Raw genomic sequence first — 17,975 nt, 5'->3', positions numbered from 1 at the left:
GCCATGGCTTTCGAAGCAATGTTTGCGCCGATCCAGATCGGCAAACTGACCATCCGCAACCGCGTGCTCAGTACTGCCCACGCCGAGGTGTATGCCACCGACGGCGGGATGACCACCGACCGCTATGTGAAGTATTACGAAGAGAAAGCCAAGGGCGGTATCGGCCTGGCGATCTGCGGCGGCTCCTCCGTGGTGGCGATCGACAGCCCCCAGGAATGGTGGAGCTCGGTGAACCTGTCCACCGACCGTATCATCCCGCACTTCCAGAACCTGGCTGACGCCATGCACAAGCATGGCGCCAAGATCATGATCCAGATTACCCACATGGGCCGTCGCTCGCGTTGGGACGGTTTCAACTGGCCGACCCTGATGTCGCCGTCCGGCGTACGTGAGCCGGTGCACCGTGCCACCTGCAAGACCATCGAGCCGGAAGAAATCTGGCGCGTGATCGGCAACTATGCCCAGGCCGCACGCCGCGCCAAGGCCGGTGGCCTGGACGGTGTGGAACTGTCCGCCGTGCACCAGCACATGATCGACCAGTTCTGGAGCCCGCGCGTCAACAAGCGTACCGACGAATGGGGCGGCACCTTTGAAGGCCGTATGAAGTTCGGCCTGGAAGTGCTGAAGGCCGTGCGCGCCGAGGTCGGTGACGACTTCTGCGTAGGCATGCGCCTGTGCGGTGACGAGTTCCACCCGGACGGCTTGTCCCACGAGGACATGAAGCAGATCGCCAAGTATTACGACGACACCGGCATGCTCGATTTCATCGGCGTGGTGGGTTCGGGCTGCGACACCCACAACACCCTGGCCAACGTGATCCCCAACATGAGCTACCCGCCGGAGCCGTTCCTGCACCTGGCGGCCGGGATCAAGGAAGTGGTGAAGGTCCCGGTGCTGCACGCGCAGAACATCAAGGACCCGAACCAGGCCACCCGCATCCTGGAAGGCGGTTATGTGGACATGGTCGGCATGACCCGTGCACACATCGCCGACCCGCACTTGATCGCCAAGATCAAGATGGGCCAGATCGACCAGATCAAGCAGTGTGTGGGCGCCAACTACTGCATCGACCGCCAGTATCAGGGGCTGGACGTGCTGTGCATCCAGAACGCCGCGACCTCCCGTGAATACATGGGCGTGCCGCACATCATCGAAAAAACCACCGGCGTCAAACGCAAGGTCGTGGTGGTCGGTGCCGGTCCTGCCGGGATGGAAGCCGCGCGCGTGGCGGCCGAACGTGGCCACGACGTGACCCTGCTGGAAAAGAAAGAATTCATCGGCGGGCAAATCACCACCGCGTCCAAAGCCCCGCAACGCGACCAGATCGCCGGCATCACCCGCTGGTATCAGCTGGAGCTGGCGCGTTTGAAAGTCGACCTGCGCCTGGGCGTCGCGGCCGACGCCGACACCATCATGGACCTGCGTCCAGACGTGGTAGTGCTGGCGGTCGGTGGCCATCCGAACGTGGAACAGAACGAACACTGGGGCGCGGCTGAAGGCCTGGTGGTCAGCAGCTGGGACGTGCTCGACGGCAAGGTTGCACCGGGCAAGAACGTGCTGGTCTACGACACTATTTGCGAGTTCACCGGCATGTCGGTGGCGGACTTCCTCGCGGACAAAGGCAGCCAGGTCGAGATCGTCACCGACGACATCAAGCCGGGCGTGGCCATCGGCGGTACGTCGTTCCCGACCTACTACCGCAGCATGTACCCCAAGGAAGTGATCATGACCGGCGACATGATGCTGGAAAAGGTCTACCGCGAGGGCGACAAGCTGGTGGCGGTGCTGGAGAACGAATACACCGGCGCCAAAGAGGAGCGGGTGGTCGATCAGGTCGTCGTCGAGAACGGCGTGCGTCCGGATGAAGCCATCTACTACGCCCTCAAGGAAGGCTCGCGCAACAAGGGCCAGATCGACGTCGAAGCGCTGTTCGCGATCAAACCGCAACCGTGCCTGAGCGAGACGGGCGATGGGTACTTGCTGTTCCGCATCGGTGACTGTGTGGCGCAGCGCAATACCCACGCTGCGATCTACGACGCCCTGCGCCTGTGCAAGGATTTCTGACCCAGCCTTGAACCAATGTGTACTCGGTCAAAAATGTGGGAGCGGGCTTGCTCGCGAATGCGGTGAATCAGCCACCGAATGCGTCAGCTGACACACCGCATTCGCGAGCAAGCCCGCTCCCACATTTGGGGCCAGTTTCACAGTAGACCTGTGTGGTCTTTGGGAGCTTCACCATGTTGAACACCCTGCTTCCCATTTTATTGTTTGCCGCCCTGGGCCTCGCCGTCCTCGGCGCCCTGCGCCGGGTAAACATGTGGCGCCGTGGCCGCGCGTCCAAAGTCGACCTGCTGGGCGGCCTGCTGGCCATGCCCAAGCGCTACATGGTCGATTTGCACCACGTGGTCGCCCGCGACAAATACATCGCCAACACCCACGTCGCCACGGCGCTGGGCTTTGTGCTGTCGGCGTTGCTGGCGATCCTGGTGCACGGTTTCGGCCTGCACAACCGCATCCTTGGCTATGCCTTGCTGCTCGCCTCGGTACTGATGTTTGTCGGCGCCACCTTTGTCTACCTGCGTCGGCGCAACCCGCCGGCACGCCTGTCGAAAGGCCCGTGGATGCGCCTGCCGAAAAGCCTGATGGCGTTCTCGGTGAGCTTCTTCCTGGTGACCCTGCCAGTGGCCGGGATTCTGCCGGCGGACTTCGGCGGCTGGCTGCTCGCCGCGCTGCTCAGCGTAGGTGTGTTGTGGGGCGTGTCCGAAATGTTCTTCGGCATGACCTGGGGCGGCCCGATGAAACACGCCTTCGCCGGTGCCCTGCACCTGGCCTGGCACCGTCGCGCCGAACGTTTCGGCGGCGGCCGTTCCACCGGCCTGAAGCCGCTGGACCTGAGCGACAAAACCGCGCCCCTGGGCGTGGAAAAACCCAAGGATTTCACCTGGAACCAACTGCTCGGTTTCGACGCCTGCGTGCAGTGCGGCAAGTGCGAAGCCGCGTGCCCGGCATTCGCCGCCGGGCAGCCACTGAACCCGAAAAAACTGATCCAGGACATGGTGGTCGGCCTGGCCGGTGGCACCGATGCCAAGTTCGCCGGGAGCCCGTACCCAGGCAAAGCCATCGGTGAACACAGCGGCAACCCACATCAGCCGATCGTCAATGGCCTGGTGGACGCCGAGACCCTATGGTCGTGCACCACCTGCCGCGCCTGCGTGGAAGAGTGCCCGATGATGATCGAGCACGTGGACGCCATCGTCGACATGCGCCGCCACCTCACCCTGGAAAAGGGCGCCACGCCGAACAAGGGCGCCGAAGTCCTCGAAAACCTGATCGCCACCGACAACCCTGGCGGCTTCGCACCGGGGGGGCGCTTGAATTGGGCGGCGGATCTGAACCTGCCGTTGCTCAGCGACAAAGGCAGTGCCGACGTGCTGTTCTGGGTCGGCGACGGTGCTTTCGACATGCGCAACCAACGCACCCTGCGTGCGTTCGTCAAAGTGCTCAAGGCCGCCAATGTCGACTTCGCCGTACTTGGCCTCGAAGAGCGCGACAGCGGTGATGTGGCCCGACGCCTGGGCGATGAAGCCACCTTCCAACTGCTGGCCTCGCGCAATATCCAGACCCTGGCCAAGTACAGCTTCAAGCGCATCGTTACTTGCGATCCGCACAGTTTCCACGTGCTGAAAAACGAGTACGGCTCCTTCAACGGCCACTACCTCGTGCAGCACCACAGCACCTTCATGGCCGAGCTGATCGGCGAAGGCGCGCTGAACCTGGGCCAGCACAAAGGCAACAGCGTGACCTATCACGACCCGTGCTACCTGGGCCGCTACAACGGCGAGTACGAGGCACCGCGCCAAGTGCTGCGTGCGCTGGGCATCGAGGTCAAGGAGATGCAACGCTCGGGCTTCCGTTCCCGCTGCTGCGGCGGTGGTGGCGGCGCGCCGATCACCGACATTCCCGGCAAGCAACGTATCCCCGATATGCGCATGGAAGACATCCGCGAAACCGGCGCCGAACTGGTGGCCGTGGGTTGTCCACAGTGCACGGCGATGCTCGAAGGCGTGGTTGAACCGCGGCCGTTGATCAAGGACATCGCCGAGCTGGTGGCCGACGCATTGCTTGAAGACGCCGCACCGAGCAAAGCCCCTTTAAAGCGTGAACCTGCGGAGGTGCACTGATGAGCGACATTATCCGCCGCGACCCCCGTGCCGAATGGATCGCCCGCAACCGTCTGCACCCGCTGCACGCAGCGATGCAGCCCGTACAACATAGCTGGATGGGGCCTAACGGCATCGTCCGCAAGAACGTGCATGGCGTCGGTTTTATCGGCCCCAACGGCATCAAGCGCATCGACCGCAGCGGCGCCCAGCAGGGCGGCGCGGCCAAACGCACGGCGGCAGTGCAAGTGCAGTTGCCGCTGCATCAGGTGGCGGCGCCGGCGTTCTACATCAACGTGGTGCCGGACATGGTCGGTGGCCGCCTGAGCAGCCACGACCGCGACCTGCTCGGCCTCGCCCGGCAACTCGCCGGCAGCGACGGCGCAGTGCTGGCGGTGGTGTTTGGCGAGCATAAGGAAAACACGTTTGCCACTGCGGGCGTGGATCGCCTGCTGGTGCTGGAAGGCCACGAGTTCGACGGTTATTCACCGGAGCAACGCGTGCAAGGTTTGCGGGCTGTGGATAACCAGTTCAACCCGCGTCACTGGCTGCTGCCGGACAGCCGCAGTGGCGGTGGGGAACTGGGACGACGGTTTGCCGCCAGCCTCAAGGAGCGTCCGGCCACGCGGGTGTGGCAGATCAAGGGCGACGAGTGCATCGGCCGTGCCGGCGCGGGCCAGGAAGACCTGGCCCGGCCACTGCCGCGCCTGATCCTGGCTGCCGTGGAATGCGCTGAACCCGTCAGCGAAACCCGGCACGAAGTGCTGCCCGTGGAGTTATCCACAACCCTGGCGCGCAGCCTGCCGCGTATCGAGGACCTCGGCGCGGTGGCCGTGGACCCGGCAGCGATTCCGATGGCCGAGGCGGAGTTCATTTTCTCTGGCGGCAACGGCGTGAAGGACTGGGCGCTGTTCCACCAGACTGCCGCCGCACTGGGTGCCACCGAAGGCGCTTCGCGGGTGGCAGTGGACGATGGCTTCATGGGCCGTGATCGCCAGGTCGGCGCCAGCGGCACCTGGGTCACCGCCCGGGTCTACGTGGCCGTGGGGATTTCCGGGGCGATCCAGCACCTGCAAGGCATCGGCGCCTGCGACAAGGTGGTGGCGATCAACCTCGATCCGAGCTGCGACATGATCAAGCGTGCCGACCTGTCGGTGATCGGCGAAAGTGCCGCGATCCTGCAAGCCTTGATCGCTGCAGTCGAGACCTACCGCAACGGCGCCAAGCGCGATGCCGCTTAAGGACATGACCATGACCACGAATGTAATCAGCCTGGTGTCCATCGGCGCCCACCCAACCTCCGGGCGCCCGCGCCGCGCCGAGCAGGACGCGCGCGCGGTGGAGCTGGGCCTGCAACTGGCTGGGGATACATTGCAGGTGCTGCATGCCGGCAACATCGCCGAGCCGACCTTGCGCAGTTATTTGGGCATGGGCTTGCCGCAACTGCATGTGCTGGAACAACCGGCGGGCAGCGATGCCTTGCCGGTGCTCAGTGAATACTTGCGCGATGCCGGTGCCCACGTGGTGCTCGCCGGCAGCCAGGCGGAAACCGGCGAAGGTTCGGGCATGTTGCCGTTCCTGCTCGCCGAGCAACTGGGCTGGCCGTTGATTGTCGGGTTGGCGCAAGTGGAGTCCATCGACGGCGGCGTGGCCCATGTGCTGCAAGCCTTGCCTCGCGGCCAGCGGCGGCGCTTGAAGGTGCGCCTGCCGTTTTTGGCCACGGTGGACAACGCCGCGCCCAAGCCCCGGCAAAGTGCCTACGGCCCGGCGCAACGTGGTGATTTGGCGGCGCATGAGGTTGAGGTGGCAGAAGATGAACTGTTCAACGCCGCAGTGCTGCAACCGGCCAAGCCACGGCCCAAGCGTTTGAAGGTGATCAAGGCCAAGAGCGGTGCCGACCGGATGAAAGCCGCGACGGCCAAGGCCAGTGGCGGTGGTGGGCAAGTGCTCAAGGGTGTGAGCGCGGAGGAGGGCGCCCAGGCGATCCTCAAGTTGTTGGTGGAAGAGGGTGTAGTCCGCTAACTAGAGAACCCTGCAAAAGCATGTGGGAGCTGGCTCGCCTGCGATAGCGGTCCATCAGCTAAGGCTGTGCAAGCTGACCCGCCGCCATCGCAGGCAAGCCAGCCCCTACAATTGATTTTCATTGTGCCTGTGGGGCTTGAGGTGTCGGCACCGGCGCTGGCTTGGGCAGCAATTCCGGCAACGGCGGCGGCAGCGGTGCCCAGTTGGCATTCGGTTGCTGCATCGGTGGCGGTATCGAGGGCGTCGGATCGCCACCGGTAGGCTTGAGAGTCATCTTCTCGGTGGTGTCGCGCAGAATCATGCCCTCCGTCGAACTGCGCGCCTCGGTGCCGCTGTGGAAGGTGCTGATCTGGGAAATCGGCAGGTCGAGGTTGCGTTCGATCCTGGGAGTCAGCAGCAGGATGATCTCGGTTTTCTGCTGGGTACTCTGATTGGTGCCAAACAGCTTTTTGCCGATCCATGGGATCTGGCTCAACCACGGCAAGCCCGAGCCGTCATCGACGTCGGCGGTGCGGATCAGCCCTGAGACCACCTGGGTTTCATTGTTGCGCGCCGTGAGCAAGGTTCTGGTCGAGCGCGAACCCAATTCAAAAGTGGCAGGCACATTTTCCGAGCCGGCAATGCGCTTGGTGATATGGCTCATCTCCACATCCACTTCCAGGTTCACCTCATCGCTGAGGCTGATATTGGGCTTGACCCTGATCTGTAGTCCCACGTCCTGGTACGCCACGGATGAGGTGGTGACCAGGTTGGCCGTCGTGGTGGTGACCACGGGGATCTTGTCGCCGATATTGACCTGGGCCTCTTCGCGATTGCGCACCCGTACCCGAGGGTTGGCCAGGGTCACGGTGTTGCCGCTGCGTTGCAGCATATTGATGCGGGCCGAGGTGCTGCCTGAGTCCAGCAGGATGTTATCGCCATTGATCCCGCGCAGCGCACTCAGCGGCACACCCGCGAGCCCCGCAGGTACGTTGGCCAGGTTGCCCACCGACAAGCCGAGACTCTCCGGGTACTGGATGCCCAGATTCAGTTCATCCGTCAGGCTGACCTCCAGCACCTGAATGTCGATAGTGACCTCCGATTGCGCAATATCGATGGCCTCGACCATCTTCTCCACCGCACTCAACGTATCCAGCCCATCGCGCACAATCACCGCATTCAGGCGCTCGTCCACCAGCACTTCCTTGGGTTTGAGCACTTGCTTGATCTCGGCGGCGACGATCTTTGCGTCACCATGGCTGAGGTAAAAGGTGCGCACGGCCAGCTCACGGTATTCACGCTCTTTGTCGGGGCGCTTGGGGTACACGAGGATCGTATTGTTGTTGAGGATTTTCTTGTCCAGGCCCTGGGTGGTGAGTAGCAGGTTCAGCGCATCTTCGGCGGTAGTGCGGCTGGCGGACATGCTCGCCGAGGCGCTGGGATTGACGTCTTTGTCGATGACGAAATTGACCCCCGACAGCCGCGCTATCGTCTCGAAGATCGTGCTCAGGCTCTGGGCGCTGAACTCCAGGCTCAGGGGTTTGCGCATGGCTTCGGACAGGTCGGCGCTCAGGTAGTCGGCACTCACCAACTCGCGGGTCAGGGCGTTGCGAAAATCCAGGGCCTCTCGGTAGTTGGGTTTTTGCGCAATGATCTGGCGCACCAGATTGAGCGCTTCGACCGGGTTGGCGCGTTTCATTTCATAGGCCCGCGCCAGTTGCGGGCGCAGTTGTTTCATCGCCTCGATGCTCTGGATTTCCTGGCGGGCGCCGAGGTTGCCGGGGTCGTACTTGAGGATGATTTGCAGCGCGCGAATGGCGGCCGCGTCGTCGCCGCGCACCAGTGCGGCGCTGGCTTCGCGGCTGTATTGGGCGACCAGCAACTCCAGCTTGCTGAATTGGGCGGTGCGCAATTTCACATCGTCGGGCGCCTGTTTGGCTTCGGCTTGCAGCACTTCGACCGAGCGCACGATGTCGCCTTGCTGGCGCAGTTCGTCACTGTGCTTGATCGCTCGATCGGTCTCGCAGCCGGTAAGCAATATCAGCACCAGGCCCAGGGGAATCGATGTACGCATCCACATGATCATTCCCCTTCATCAGTGAGTATCCAGGCGCAAGGTGCTGACATGCTTGAGCGGCATGTAGGTCAGCACCACGAGCGTGTCGGTGAGTTTGTCCAGCCGGTAGTGCGCGTCGAGCATCTTGCCGGGCACGATACGTCCCGGTACGGAGCAGCGGTTGCACAGGGTGTATTGGCTGCCGTTGCCTTGCAGCACGACGATTTTCGCTTGGTTCTCGTAGCGCCATTGCGCACTGACAGTGAATGGCAGCGGCGGCGGTTTGGGCGGCGAGTTATCCACAGGTATCGGCGGTGGCGGCGGGGGTGTCCAGGTTTGCGCGGGGAACAGCTCGACCATGGCCGCCGGTGCGTGCACGGGCTGGGGTGCCGGTGCGGCGGCCACCGGCTTGGCGGCCACTGCCGTGGGAGCGCTGACCGGGCTGTCCGGCGTGTCCTGCCAGAACAGCCAGGCGCAGCCGATGACGGTGAGCAGCAACAGCACGCGTAGATAGAGAGGCAGCTTCATTGCGTCACCCCCAGCAGGCTGATCTTGAGGTTGATGTTCAGCCGGCTGCTGATGATCTCCTTGCGTTCCAGCATGAGGTTTTCAATGCGCACTGCCGGCTGTTGCGCGATGTCCACCAACGCCTCGCGCAGTAGGCTGTAGGGCCCGACCAACGGGATTTCCACGTCCAGGCGTTGCAGCCCGGTGTCGCCGGGGGCGGAGTAGGCCAGGGTGGTTTGCTCGATCACGAAGCCGCGTTGGGTGAGGGAGCCCAGCAGCTGTTCCAGGCGCAGCGCAAAGTCGTCGGCACTGGGCATTTTTTCGACGGCCGCAGGCTCTGTGACTTGCACGTCCTGGGGCCGTTCGGCGATGCCGGCCTCCAGTTCCTGGCGGCGCTGGCGGTCGACGATGCCCGCCGGTTGAATCACCGTGACTTCGACCACCAGTGCAGTCGCCATCACGGCCAATGCCAGCAGCCCCCAGGAGCCCAGGCGCCGTTGCCATTGCATGAGGTGCCAGCGCACGCGCGGCAGGTGACGAGTCAACGCGTCCATGGGCGATTACCCCGCGCCCACGGCGATCTTGACCTGCACCGGGTGTTGCGGGTCATTGGTCTTGAGGGTGCTTTGTTGCAGGTTCACATGCAGCCGCGGCTGGGCCTTGAGCCGTTCGACAAATCGGAACGCATCGCCCAGCCGCCTGGCCTCCAGTTCCATGTGCAACAGCTGGGCCTGGGTGTTGACCTCGACCCGGGTCAGGGCCACGTCGGGGGACCAGGCTTGCGCCACGGCGTCGATCAGCGCGAAGGGTGTCGCCGCTTGCTTGGATAGCGCTGCCAGCTGTTGTTTCTGCCGGGGCGACAGGCGACTCGCAGCCTGGATCAATTGCTCCTGGCGTCGCGTCAGCTCGATGAACTGCTGCTCCCGTGCATCGGTCTGGCGTTGCTGCTGGTCCATGCGCTGCCAGTGCAACCAGGTGTTGAGCAGCACTCCCAGCGTGAGCAGCCACAGCACGGCGACCAGCGGCCGATTGACGCCGTCGGGGCGTTGCAAGTCCACCGCTGGCGCCTGGGGCGTGCGCAGGGTGTGCCAGGCGCTGGCGAGCCGGGATTTCATGTGGACGATTCCTCCAGCCACGGATGCAAGGGCCCCAGCCAGGGCGAGACAGGGCGATTGGCGACGATCAGCGTCGCCGTCGCCTGTTGCTGTGCCAGCAGGTCGGCGGTGAACAGGTTGTCGCTCAAGTGGCTGTCGGGGCGGGTGGGCAGCACGCACACCTGGGACGGCGCGCCGCTGTGTCGATACAGGCAACTGAGGCCGCTGGCTTCGGGGACGGCCAGCACGCAGTCTTCGGGCAGGTATCGCCAGTAACGCTGGGCCACGGCCGTGAGCAGCGGTGTGCAGCTCACCAGGGGCAGGTGCGCCAGCTTGAACAGCTCGCGGATGTCTTGCAGCAGGTCCCGTGGCAGGGCCACCGCCAGGCGATCGCGGCCGAAGCTACTGTTGGCGACCTGGACCTGCCAGTGTTCGCTGTCGATACCGGCCTGTTGGCTGAACGTGGCTTCGGCGAAGCCCTGCCAGTCAGTGTGGCGATGCAGGTCGTCTTGCCACGGCAGCATCAGGTAATGCACGTGGGGAAACCCCAGCAGCACGCTGGCCCGGTCCAGAAAGCGCACGCGACCGCGCGGCGCCTGTGCGAGCAGTTCGGCGCAGGCGGCCAAGGGTTCGCCGGCCTGTTCCGCGCGCCATACCGTTGCACCGCGCCAGCGCGGGCGCGCAGCCCAGACGGCGCCGCTGCTGTGCAGCCACACCACATGCTCAATGAAAGGGAAGGACACGGAGGATCTCCTTGATCGTGGTGTGGCCCTGGGCGGCATGGGCCAGGCCGATCTCACGCATGAACACATGGCCAGTCTCACGCGCCAGCTCGCGCAAGGTGGCTGCCGAGCTGCGGTTGAGCAGGCCCTCCTTGATGCTGTCGTTCAGCGTGAGCACTTCCGCCAGGGCGAGCCGTCCGCGATAACCCGTGTGACGACAGGCGTCGCAGCCTTTGCCCGCGCGGTAGTGGCCGTGTTTGAGTTGGTCATCGGCAAGCTGGACGAGGCGGGCGCTGTCGGCGTCGGGTTCGGCATTCACCGCACAATCCGGACACACCCGCCGCACCAGCCGCTGCGCGACCACACCGTTGAGGGCTTCGACGAAGCTGGCCGGGTCCACGTCCATGTAGGTAAAGCGTTCAAGCACGCTGAACGCGCTGTTGGCGTGCACCGAGGACATCACCAGATGCCCGGTGAGTGCCGCTTGCACCGCGATGCCGGCGGTTTCGCCATCGCGGATTTCCCCGACCAGAATGGTGTCGGGGTCATGGCGCAGGATAGAGCGCAGACCGCGGGCGAAGGTCAGCCCCTTTTTGTCATTCACCGGAATCTGCAGCACACCGGGTAGTTCGTATTCCACCGGATCTTCGATGGTGATGATTTTTTTCTCGCCGGTGTTGATCTCCGACAGGGTCGCGTACAGCGTGGTGGATTTGCCGCTGCCGGTGGGCCCGGTCACCAGCAGCATGCCGTAGGGCTCGCTGGCCAGCAGGCGGATGCGGGCGATGGTGTCGGCGGCGAGGCCGAGGCTTTCCAGGCTCAGGGATTCACCGCGCTGGGACTTGTCGAGAATCCGCAGCACCGCGCCTTCGCCATGGATGCTGGGCATGATCGACGCACGAAAATCCACCTCACGGCCTTGGATCTTCATCTTGAATCGCCCGTCCTGGGGCACCCGGCGCTCGCCGATGTCCAGTTCCGACAGGACCTTGATCCGCGACAGCGCCTGCTCGGCCATGTCCAGGCCGTTGGCCTTGCCCATCGCTTGCAGCACACCGTCGATGCGGTATTTGATGTCCAGGCCTTCGGGGTTGGTCTCCAGGTGGATGTCGCTGGCGCGGCTTTGCAGCGCATCAAACAACATGGAGTTGATCAGGCGCACCACGGGGTTGTCGTCGCGGGCGATGCTGCTCAGGGAGATTTCCTGGGCGGCCTGGCCGACGCGGGCGTCTTCATTGTCCTCGCCAAAGGGCTGCATCACGCGCTGGCTGGTTTCGGCGAGCGCCAACTGGGCCTTGACCGCGCCCGGCAGGCTCATCGCCAGGGGCAGTGAATGCAGGTTGGGAGTGGACTGGATCCAGTGCCGATTGGCCAGGGTGAACGGGTCGCCGAGCACCAGGCAGGGGTGGCCCTGGTAGTCCAGGGGCAGCACGTTGTGCATCAGCGATTGGGGCAGTGGCAGCAGGTCGAAACGCCAATGGCTTTCCGTCAGGTGCTTGGGTTTGATCGGCGTCAGGCCCAGGGGGGTGGCGATGGTTGCGAGTTGATCGGGTGCCTTGTCCAGCACTTCCAGCAGGTAGTTGGCCAGGGACATCGAGCGTTGTTGCGCCAATGCTTGCCATTGCCGTGTCTGTTCGCTCATGGCGCTACCCTTGAATGGAACCTGCCAGTTCGAAGATCGGCATGTACAACATGAACACGATCAGGCCGATCAAGCCGCCCACCACCAGCATCAACAGAGGCTCGAAAACTTTGCTGAAGAGTTCGATGGCGCGTTCCAGCGCTTCATCGTGAAATTGCGCAATGCGCTCGCACATCGCCGCCAGTTCACCGCTCTGTTCACCGACCCGTAACAGGCGTTCGGCGACGGCGGTGGTCAGTTGATGGCGGGCCAGGGACGTGGACAGCGGCTGCCCGGCCTGGATGTCGGTCATGGCCTGGCGCAGCGCGCCCTGACGCTCGGCGGGCAGTAGTGCGCCGGACATGTGCACCGCCGTGACCACGGGCATCCCGCCCATCAGCAACATGCCGGCGGTGCGGTAGAACCGCGCGAGGATAAACAGCGTGCGCTGGGCGCCGAGGCTGGGGATCTTCCAGAACAGGTCGGCGACGCGCCGCTTGAACGCGGCGCTGCGCAACAGCAGCACCAGGCCGACAATTGCCAGCGCCACGCCGATCAATAGTTCGCTGCCACGGGTCTCCACCAGCGCGCCCCACCACACCATGAAACGTGCGGTGGCGGGCAGGTCGGTGACCGAGTCGAACACCGAGGCGAAGCGCGGGATCACGAAAAACAGCAGGAACAACAGGATCAAGGCGCCGACGCTGAGCACCACCAAGGGGTACATCAGCGCACCGCTGACGCGTTTTTTCACTGTCTCCAAGTGCGCCTCGAAATGGTGATAACGACGCAGCGCCACCGCCAATTGGCCGCTGTGTTCCGAGGACGCCACGGTGGCGATCAGCAACTCGGGAAAGGTCTGTGGCTTGAGCTGCATGGCCTTGGACAGTGAGTTGCCCTCGTACATCGATGCCAGCAAGTCGCTCATCACCTGGCGGTTGATCCCCGGCGGCGCCTTGTCGCGCAGGGTCTCCACGGCTTCCACCAGCACCAGGCCGGCGTCGAGCAACACCACCAACTCCTGGATAAACAGGCCCAGGGCGAACTTGGCGCGGCGGCTGGGCAACTTGAGCTGGCGACGGGTTTTCAGTGAGACAACCTGGGCGCCATCGGCTTGCAGTTGCTGGCGCGCCTGGGCGAGGTCGCTGGCTTGCAGGCGCAGGGTCTGCAAATGGCCGTCACGGATGATGCGGGCGTCGATGTCGATCATGGTGCCGGCCTCGCCAGTTGCTCGCGCTGTTGCAGCAACGCGCCGTAGTAGCGCCATACCGCCAGCGCATAGCTGGAACGGCGCGCCTCACGATCCGGCCGGCCCCCCGCGTTGTAGGCCCCGACCGCCTGCCAGCCATAGCCGGTCTGTTGGATAAACCCGGCGAGGATCCATGCGCCGACCATCACGCTGGTGCAGGGCTGGCTGATCAATTGTTGTTCGGTAATGCCCCAGCGGGCGAGGGCGGGCAAGTGGCGGCTGTTGATCTGCATCAGGCCCAGGTCCTGGCTGCCGTCGCCGTTGAGATTGCGTGCGTTGGGGTTGAGGTTGGATTCGACCTTGGCGATGGCGTACAGCAACAGCGGATCGACGTGATAACGGCTGGCCGCCAACTGCCAACAGTCGGCCTGGGCGGTGCCCACGAGGCACAGCAAGGTCAGGGCGATCCGCAGCGTGTGCATGTCAGAGTCCGTAGACGATGTCGGCGTAGGTGTTTACACCGCCGGCCTTGCCATCGCGGCCCAGCGAGATGATCTCGGCATCGTTGGGCGGGGTGCCGGGGTTCTTGAAAATGTACGGGTTGCCCCAGGGGTCTGGCGGCAGCGTTTTCAGATACGGCCCCTGCCAGTTCGCTGCGTTGGCGGGGCGGGTAGTGAGGGCGTTGAGGCCCAGGGTTTCGTCGGGGTAGTTGCCGTTGTCCAGGCGGTACTGGTTCAAGGCATCCGCGATGGACTTCATCTGGCCCTGGGCGGTTTGGACTTTGGCCAGCTCGAGCCGGTCGAACATTTTGGGACCAACGTAGCCGGCGAGGAGCGCGATGATCAGCAGGACGACGAGCAGCTCCAGCAGGGTGAAGCCGTGTTGGGGGTTGTGGATAAGCGTGCGTGTGCGCATGGCGATACCCGACGGTTGTGTGTAACTCTTCCGGCCCGCGTTTTTGAAGCGGGCACCGCCGGTAGGACTGCGTCAGTTAAGAAATGAACATCTGTTGTTGGAGACATAATTCCAAGTGATAGGTGAAATATAGCGTTACTTGATATGCAGTATGAGCGAGGCACATATAACGTTTAGCACTCAGAAATAGTGAATTATTGAATAACGTTTCAAACAACGCCGTACATTGTGTACGGCGTTGTTTTACCCGTGTTCACCTCTGGTCGTTATTGTTTCTCCCACGCTTGGCTCCACGCGAGCCCTTTACCGGGTTCATAGTAGAGAGGCGAGCCGTCGCACCATGGTTTTTGCAGGCACTTATAGTTCTCTCCATTATGGGAGTAGATTTTACCGGCTTCATGCGATCCGCTTGGTACATACGGACCGTCGGGCTGTTGTCCGCCGGTTGCTGGCGTAACGGTAACGTCCTGTTCAGCCTGGGCTGTTTTATTGTTCTGAGCGTCCAGTACGTTCAAACGCACCTTGTGCACCGTTGTCTGAGGGACGCCTACGGTCACACCGTTCAACGTGACTTGGTCGTACGGTGCAGCCATACCGATGAAGCCCCAGCTGTATTTCAATTGACCGTTGTATCCAACTGACTGGCTGGCGCTGAAGGTAAACGGCTTGCCGGACTGGAGGGTAGTGGGGCCGGAAATCCGCGCGATCGGAGCGGTAGGGTTGACAGGGTTTTGACCTCCTCCCGGGATGATTGCCATCGCCTGTGCATACCCTTGCACGGTGGCGTAAACGGAGTTGGCGCTGGGGTCAACAGTATTAAATACAATATTGCCGTTTTGTTTTTCCCCTACTTTTGCGATGGCTGGATTTATTTTATTAGCCAGCTGTTGCCCCCAGACTTTTGGGTCCAGATTACTTCCAGTAATGGGCAGGGTAATGTCAACGATCTCTTTGGCTGCGGGTGTGTTGTCCAGAATACGGAAGTGAACGGAATCACCCGGTTTTAGCCCACCCATGATGGCATCTATGAACTGCCCCATATCGAACCATTGCCCTGGAGTCACCGCATTGACAATATTGATGTCGCTGCAGTTATAGAAACCCTCGCCCGCCGGGTCAATACGCTGCCACTGTACGAATAGGGTGGCATTGCCACTTTGTCCTGAAGGTACAGGGACCAAGAACTCGAAATATCCAGAGGCGCCTGGGATAGCGGGCGGAGAATTACCCCAGTTGGTTTTCGCGACGGTCAGTTGCTCGGTGTGGATAAGAACCAGGTCCCTCCAGGTCAAGGGCGATTTGGTCGGGTCAAAGCCAGGTTTAGTGAGGAACACCTTTGCAAAGCTGGGCACGTGTGGCGCGGTCCCGATGATTCGGACCGTCATCATGCCATTGACCGGTGTCACATCGGTTCGGAACCAGTCCGCCGATACCCGGTTCAACCCCGCTTTCTTATCATCGCCAGCCGAACACAATTTACCGTCTGGAACCTGCTGCTCGACGATGGCTGGATCGTTATAGCCGGGCGCCGCAATCAAGTGGGCGACTTCGTTCCATTGTTGAAATTGATACGCCCATTCGGCGGGAGTGGAAAAGACTAAGGCGGCTCCTCTACAGCCTTTGTCTTTGATCGACGACCCGTCTTGCGAGGCCCAATAACCTCCGTCTTTCTGACACTTCACTTGCCTGGCAATCGGAGTGTCTACTGCCCCATGTGCCCATCCCAAGGCGGGCACCAGCAAGGCCGCAGCCAACACCCACTTGATCAAATACTGCGTATACCTCTGTAAGTTGTTCATGCTCTATTCCACCTTCAATTCAGATAAACAAGTTCCGAACTGCTGGAACGACCAGTTGTGTAAATGCATTCACGTCATCGATTCAGCTGATCTCCCATGGGAGCGGTGCGGGTTGGAGGGCTACTCTGTACAGAGCCATACAGAAACACCCACCCTTGATAACTGCCTTGCCCTGTAAAACTCTGATTGATCACTGCAAAGTTGCCTTGCTTGAACGGTGTGCCGTGGGCTTTGCTGAATACGCCCATGATGGTGTCACCCGGCCCAGCGACTACGCCCCAGTCTGTGGTGCCGCTCAGGGGGTCGTTGTAGAGCTTGCGCAGGTAGCGTTTGACGGTGGGTTGGCGGCGGTCCTGGACCAAGTCTTCGAGGGACTGGGGAAAGGTGTTGCCCTCGCGGTAATACAGGCCGATCGCCCGACGAATCTCGTTGCCCCGCGCGAGCAATTCCAGCTCACGCTCGCGCTGCAACACGCTGGACCACAGCGTGCCCACTTGCATCAACATCACGGCGACCACCGCCACCGTCACCAGCATGCCCATGAACACCGAGCCATGTTGGCGCTGCTCACCAGTTGGCATAGGCGCTCCCGTCGTTGGCAGTGCCGGGCGCGCCGCTGCGCACGTCGCCCAGGCCTTGTTCGTCGGAGGGTTGCAGTTGCCAGGTGTCGCGGCTGCCGGTCACCGGGTCCCGGGGGATCTCACGCAAGTAGCGCTTATCCACCAAGGCTTGCAGGCTGTCGGGGTTGGCGCCGTGGTCTTCGCGGTATTGGTCCAGGGCCTGGCGGATCGACGACAGGTTGTGGCGCAGCACGGTTTCCTGGGCCTTGGCGTGCTGGCGGAAATACTGGGGTGTCACGAGGGTCATGAGGGTCGCGATGATGGCCATGACCACCAGCAACTCGATAAGGGTAAAACCCCGATTACCAGGTGTTGTAGGGCGTTCCATTCAAACTCTCCCGAGTGTTGCGCGATGAAACGTCGAAGACATCTTCCCCCTCTTGCGGGCTGTCGGCGCTGCTCTTGTAACTGCGCAGTTGCCAGGTTTTTTCAGGCGCAAGTTCCGCACACTCGCAGACTGGATCGCGAGGAATGCGCCGCAGGAAATAGAGTTTTTGGCCTTGCAGGTTGGTTTTGTCCGTCACGCCTTCCACCAATGCGTGCAAGGTGGGCGGGTAGCCGCTGTCGGTGACGCTCTTTTCAATGCGTCCGTCGTCGCTGGCTTCCTTGTAGGAATCGATGGCGCGCCGGATCTCCCGCAACGAGCGCTGCAAGTCGAGTTCACGATCACGTTTTCCCATCAGTGCTGTCAGCGGATATGCCACTGTCGCAAGCGTGGCCAGCAGGGCCAGCGTCAGTAGTAACTCAATCAGCGTAAAACCTTTGGCGCAGTGATGGCTGGTTTGACCCTGCCAGATCACCGTGGTCTCTCCTGTTGTTGCGCCAAGGACGTCCGCGTTAACCCAGGCTTGTGAGGTTGGATGCAACAGTCAGTGTAGATGCCGTATGTTTTTTGTACAGTTGCGCTGGTTACCCACAATCGCTGTGAGCGTAGCTGTGGATAAGGTGTTGGTGCTTGTCCACAGCCCACGCCAATCAACGACTCCAGGCCCTTGTATAAAAACTGACCAGGCTAAGTCACGGTTTTTAAGGCAGTTTTCGTGTGGATAAGGCACCCGCGGGTTCTGGAGTTGCCCCCAAAGTCTGTTGGCGCTTCTGTGGATAAGATGTTTGCTATCGGCTACAGGCCAGGTGGATAGGGCGTTTCACGCATGTGATCATATTTTGATCAATTGCCGGTAATTGTGCGCCCAATTCCCTCAAAGCCTCGATTTATGAAGCTTTGAGGTGGTTTTCCACAGCGCTTTCAAAGTTGCCCCCAAAGTCTGTTGGCGCTTCTGTGGATAAGGTG

The 17,975-nt window shown here is 62.2% G+C and carries 17 protein-coding genes; 4 read left to right on the top strand and 13 right to left on the bottom strand.

The features are described 5' to 3' along the window. Positions 1-3: 3 nt before the first annotated feature. The 4 genes from dgcA (at position 4) to etfB (ending at position 6,182) form a co-directional block, all read left to right on the top strand. On the top strand, positions 4-2,064 hold the full coding sequence (dgcA, locus tag OPU96_RS10400) for a dimethylglycine demethylation protein DgcA (RefSeq protein WP_192299883.1): 2,061 nt from the start codon (positions 4-6) through the stop codon (positions 2,062-2,064). Between the two features lie 173 nt (positions 2,065-2,237). Continuing rightward, positions 2,238-4,181, top strand: coding sequence for a dimethylglycine demethylation protein DgcB (dgcB, locus tag OPU96_RS10395; RefSeq protein WP_498559053.1), 1,944 nt, complete (start codon positions 2,238-2,240; stop codon positions 4,179-4,181). After that, positions 4,181-5,401, top strand: coding sequence for an electron transfer flavoprotein subunit alpha (gene etfA, locus OPU96_RS10390; protein WP_192299881.1), 1,221 nt, complete (start codon positions 4,181-4,183; stop codon positions 5,399-5,401). Before dgcB ends, etfA begins: the two co-directional genes overlap by 1 nt. A 10-nt stretch (positions 5,402-5,411) precedes the next feature. Further along, positions 5,412-6,182 (top strand): electron transfer flavoprotein subunit beta, encoded by a 771-nt coding sequence (gene etfB, locus OPU96_RS10385; RefSeq protein WP_498559052.1) that lies wholly within the window; start codon positions 5,412-5,414, stop codon positions 6,180-6,182. A gap of 118 nt (positions 6,183-6,300) precedes the next feature. Here etfB and OPU96_RS10380 read toward each other — a convergent pair whose 3' ends face one another. The 13 genes from OPU96_RS10380 to OPU96_RS10320 form a co-directional block, all read right to left on the bottom strand. Next, on the bottom strand, positions 6,301-8,241 hold the full coding sequence (locus OPU96_RS10380; protein ID WP_498559051.1) for a secretin GspD/PilQ domain-containing protein: 1,941 nt from the start codon (positions 8,239-8,241) through the stop codon (positions 6,301-6,303). A 15-nt stretch (positions 8,242-8,256) separates the two neighbouring features. Continuing rightward, positions 8,257-8,745 carry a hypothetical protein gene (locus OPU96_RS10375; RefSeq protein ID WP_226454511.1) on the bottom strand — a complete coding sequence of 163 codons (489 nt, stop codon included), beginning with the start codon at positions 8,743-8,745 and terminating at the stop codon, positions 8,257-8,259. Beyond that, the gene (locus OPU96_RS10370) at positions 8,742-9,278 is read right to left on the bottom strand and encodes a hypothetical protein (protein ID WP_226454510.1); all 537 of its coding nucleotides are present in this window, start codon (positions 9,276-9,278) and stop codon (positions 8,742-8,744) included. The genes OPU96_RS10375 and OPU96_RS10370 overlap by 4 nt, the downstream gene beginning before the upstream one ends. A 6-nt stretch (positions 9,279-9,284) precedes the next feature. After that, a complete protein-coding gene (locus OPU96_RS10365) occupies positions 9,285-9,839 on the bottom strand; it encodes a hypothetical protein (protein ID WP_498559050.1) in 555 nt (184 codons plus the stop codon). Further along, positions 9,836-10,561 (bottom strand): hypothetical protein, encoded by a 726-nt coding sequence (locus tag OPU96_RS10360; RefSeq protein WP_498559049.1) that lies wholly within the window; start codon positions 10,559-10,561, stop codon positions 9,836-9,838. The genes OPU96_RS10365 and OPU96_RS10360 overlap by 4 nt, the downstream gene beginning before the upstream one ends. Then, complete coding sequence (locus tag OPU96_RS10355; RefSeq protein ID WP_498559048.1) at positions 10,542-12,182, bottom strand: GspE/PulE family protein; 1,641 nt, start codon at positions 12,180-12,182, stop codon at positions 10,542-10,544. Before OPU96_RS10355 ends, OPU96_RS10360 begins: the two co-directional genes overlap by 20 nt. Positions 12,183-12,186: 4 nt before the next feature. Further along, positions 12,187-13,371 (bottom strand): type II secretion system F family protein, encoded by a 1,185-nt coding sequence (locus OPU96_RS10350; protein WP_498559047.1) that lies wholly within the window; start codon positions 13,369-13,371, stop codon positions 12,187-12,189. Continuing rightward, positions 13,368-13,832: a transglycosylase SLT domain-containing protein gene (locus tag OPU96_RS10345; RefSeq protein ID WP_226454505.1), complete on the bottom strand. Its 465-nt coding sequence runs from the start codon at positions 13,830-13,832 to the stop codon at positions 13,368-13,370. Before OPU96_RS10345 ends, OPU96_RS10350 begins: the two co-directional genes overlap by 4 nt. 1 nt (position 13,833) lies before the next feature. Then, positions 13,834-14,265 carry a type II secretion system major pseudopilin GspG gene (gene gspG / locus OPU96_RS10340; protein ID WP_226454504.1) on the bottom strand — a complete coding sequence of 144 codons (432 nt, stop codon included), beginning with the start codon at positions 14,263-14,265 and terminating at the stop codon, positions 13,834-13,836. 266 nt (positions 14,266-14,531) lie between these two features. After that, positions 14,532-16,064, bottom strand: a complete 1,533-nt coding sequence (locus OPU96_RS10335) for a lytic polysaccharide monooxygenase (RefSeq protein WP_498559046.1) — start codon at positions 16,062-16,064, stop codon at positions 14,532-14,534. Positions 16,065-16,138: 74 nt separating this feature from the next. Further along, a complete protein-coding gene (locus OPU96_RS10330) occupies positions 16,139-16,645 on the bottom strand; it encodes a type II secretion system protein (RefSeq protein ID WP_226454502.1) in 507 nt (168 codons plus the stop codon). Continuing rightward, positions 16,632-17,012: a type II secretion system protein gene (locus OPU96_RS10325; RefSeq protein ID WP_498559045.1), complete on the bottom strand. Its 381-nt coding sequence runs from the start codon at positions 17,010-17,012 to the stop codon at positions 16,632-16,634. The genes OPU96_RS10330 and OPU96_RS10325 overlap by 14 nt, the downstream gene beginning before the upstream one ends. Continuing rightward, positions 16,987-17,481, bottom strand: a complete 495-nt coding sequence (locus OPU96_RS10320) for a prepilin-type N-terminal cleavage/methylation domain-containing protein (RefSeq protein WP_305392804.1) — start codon at positions 17,479-17,481, stop codon at positions 16,987-16,989. The genes OPU96_RS10325 and OPU96_RS10320 overlap by 26 nt, the downstream gene beginning before the upstream one ends. Positions 17,482-17,975: the final 494 nt, after the last annotated feature.

The organism is Pseudomonas sp. RP-B7, from assembly GCF_059803535.1.
Note: the sequence above shows the minus strand (reverse complement) of the source record. Positions and strands in the feature narration are given on the sequence as shown.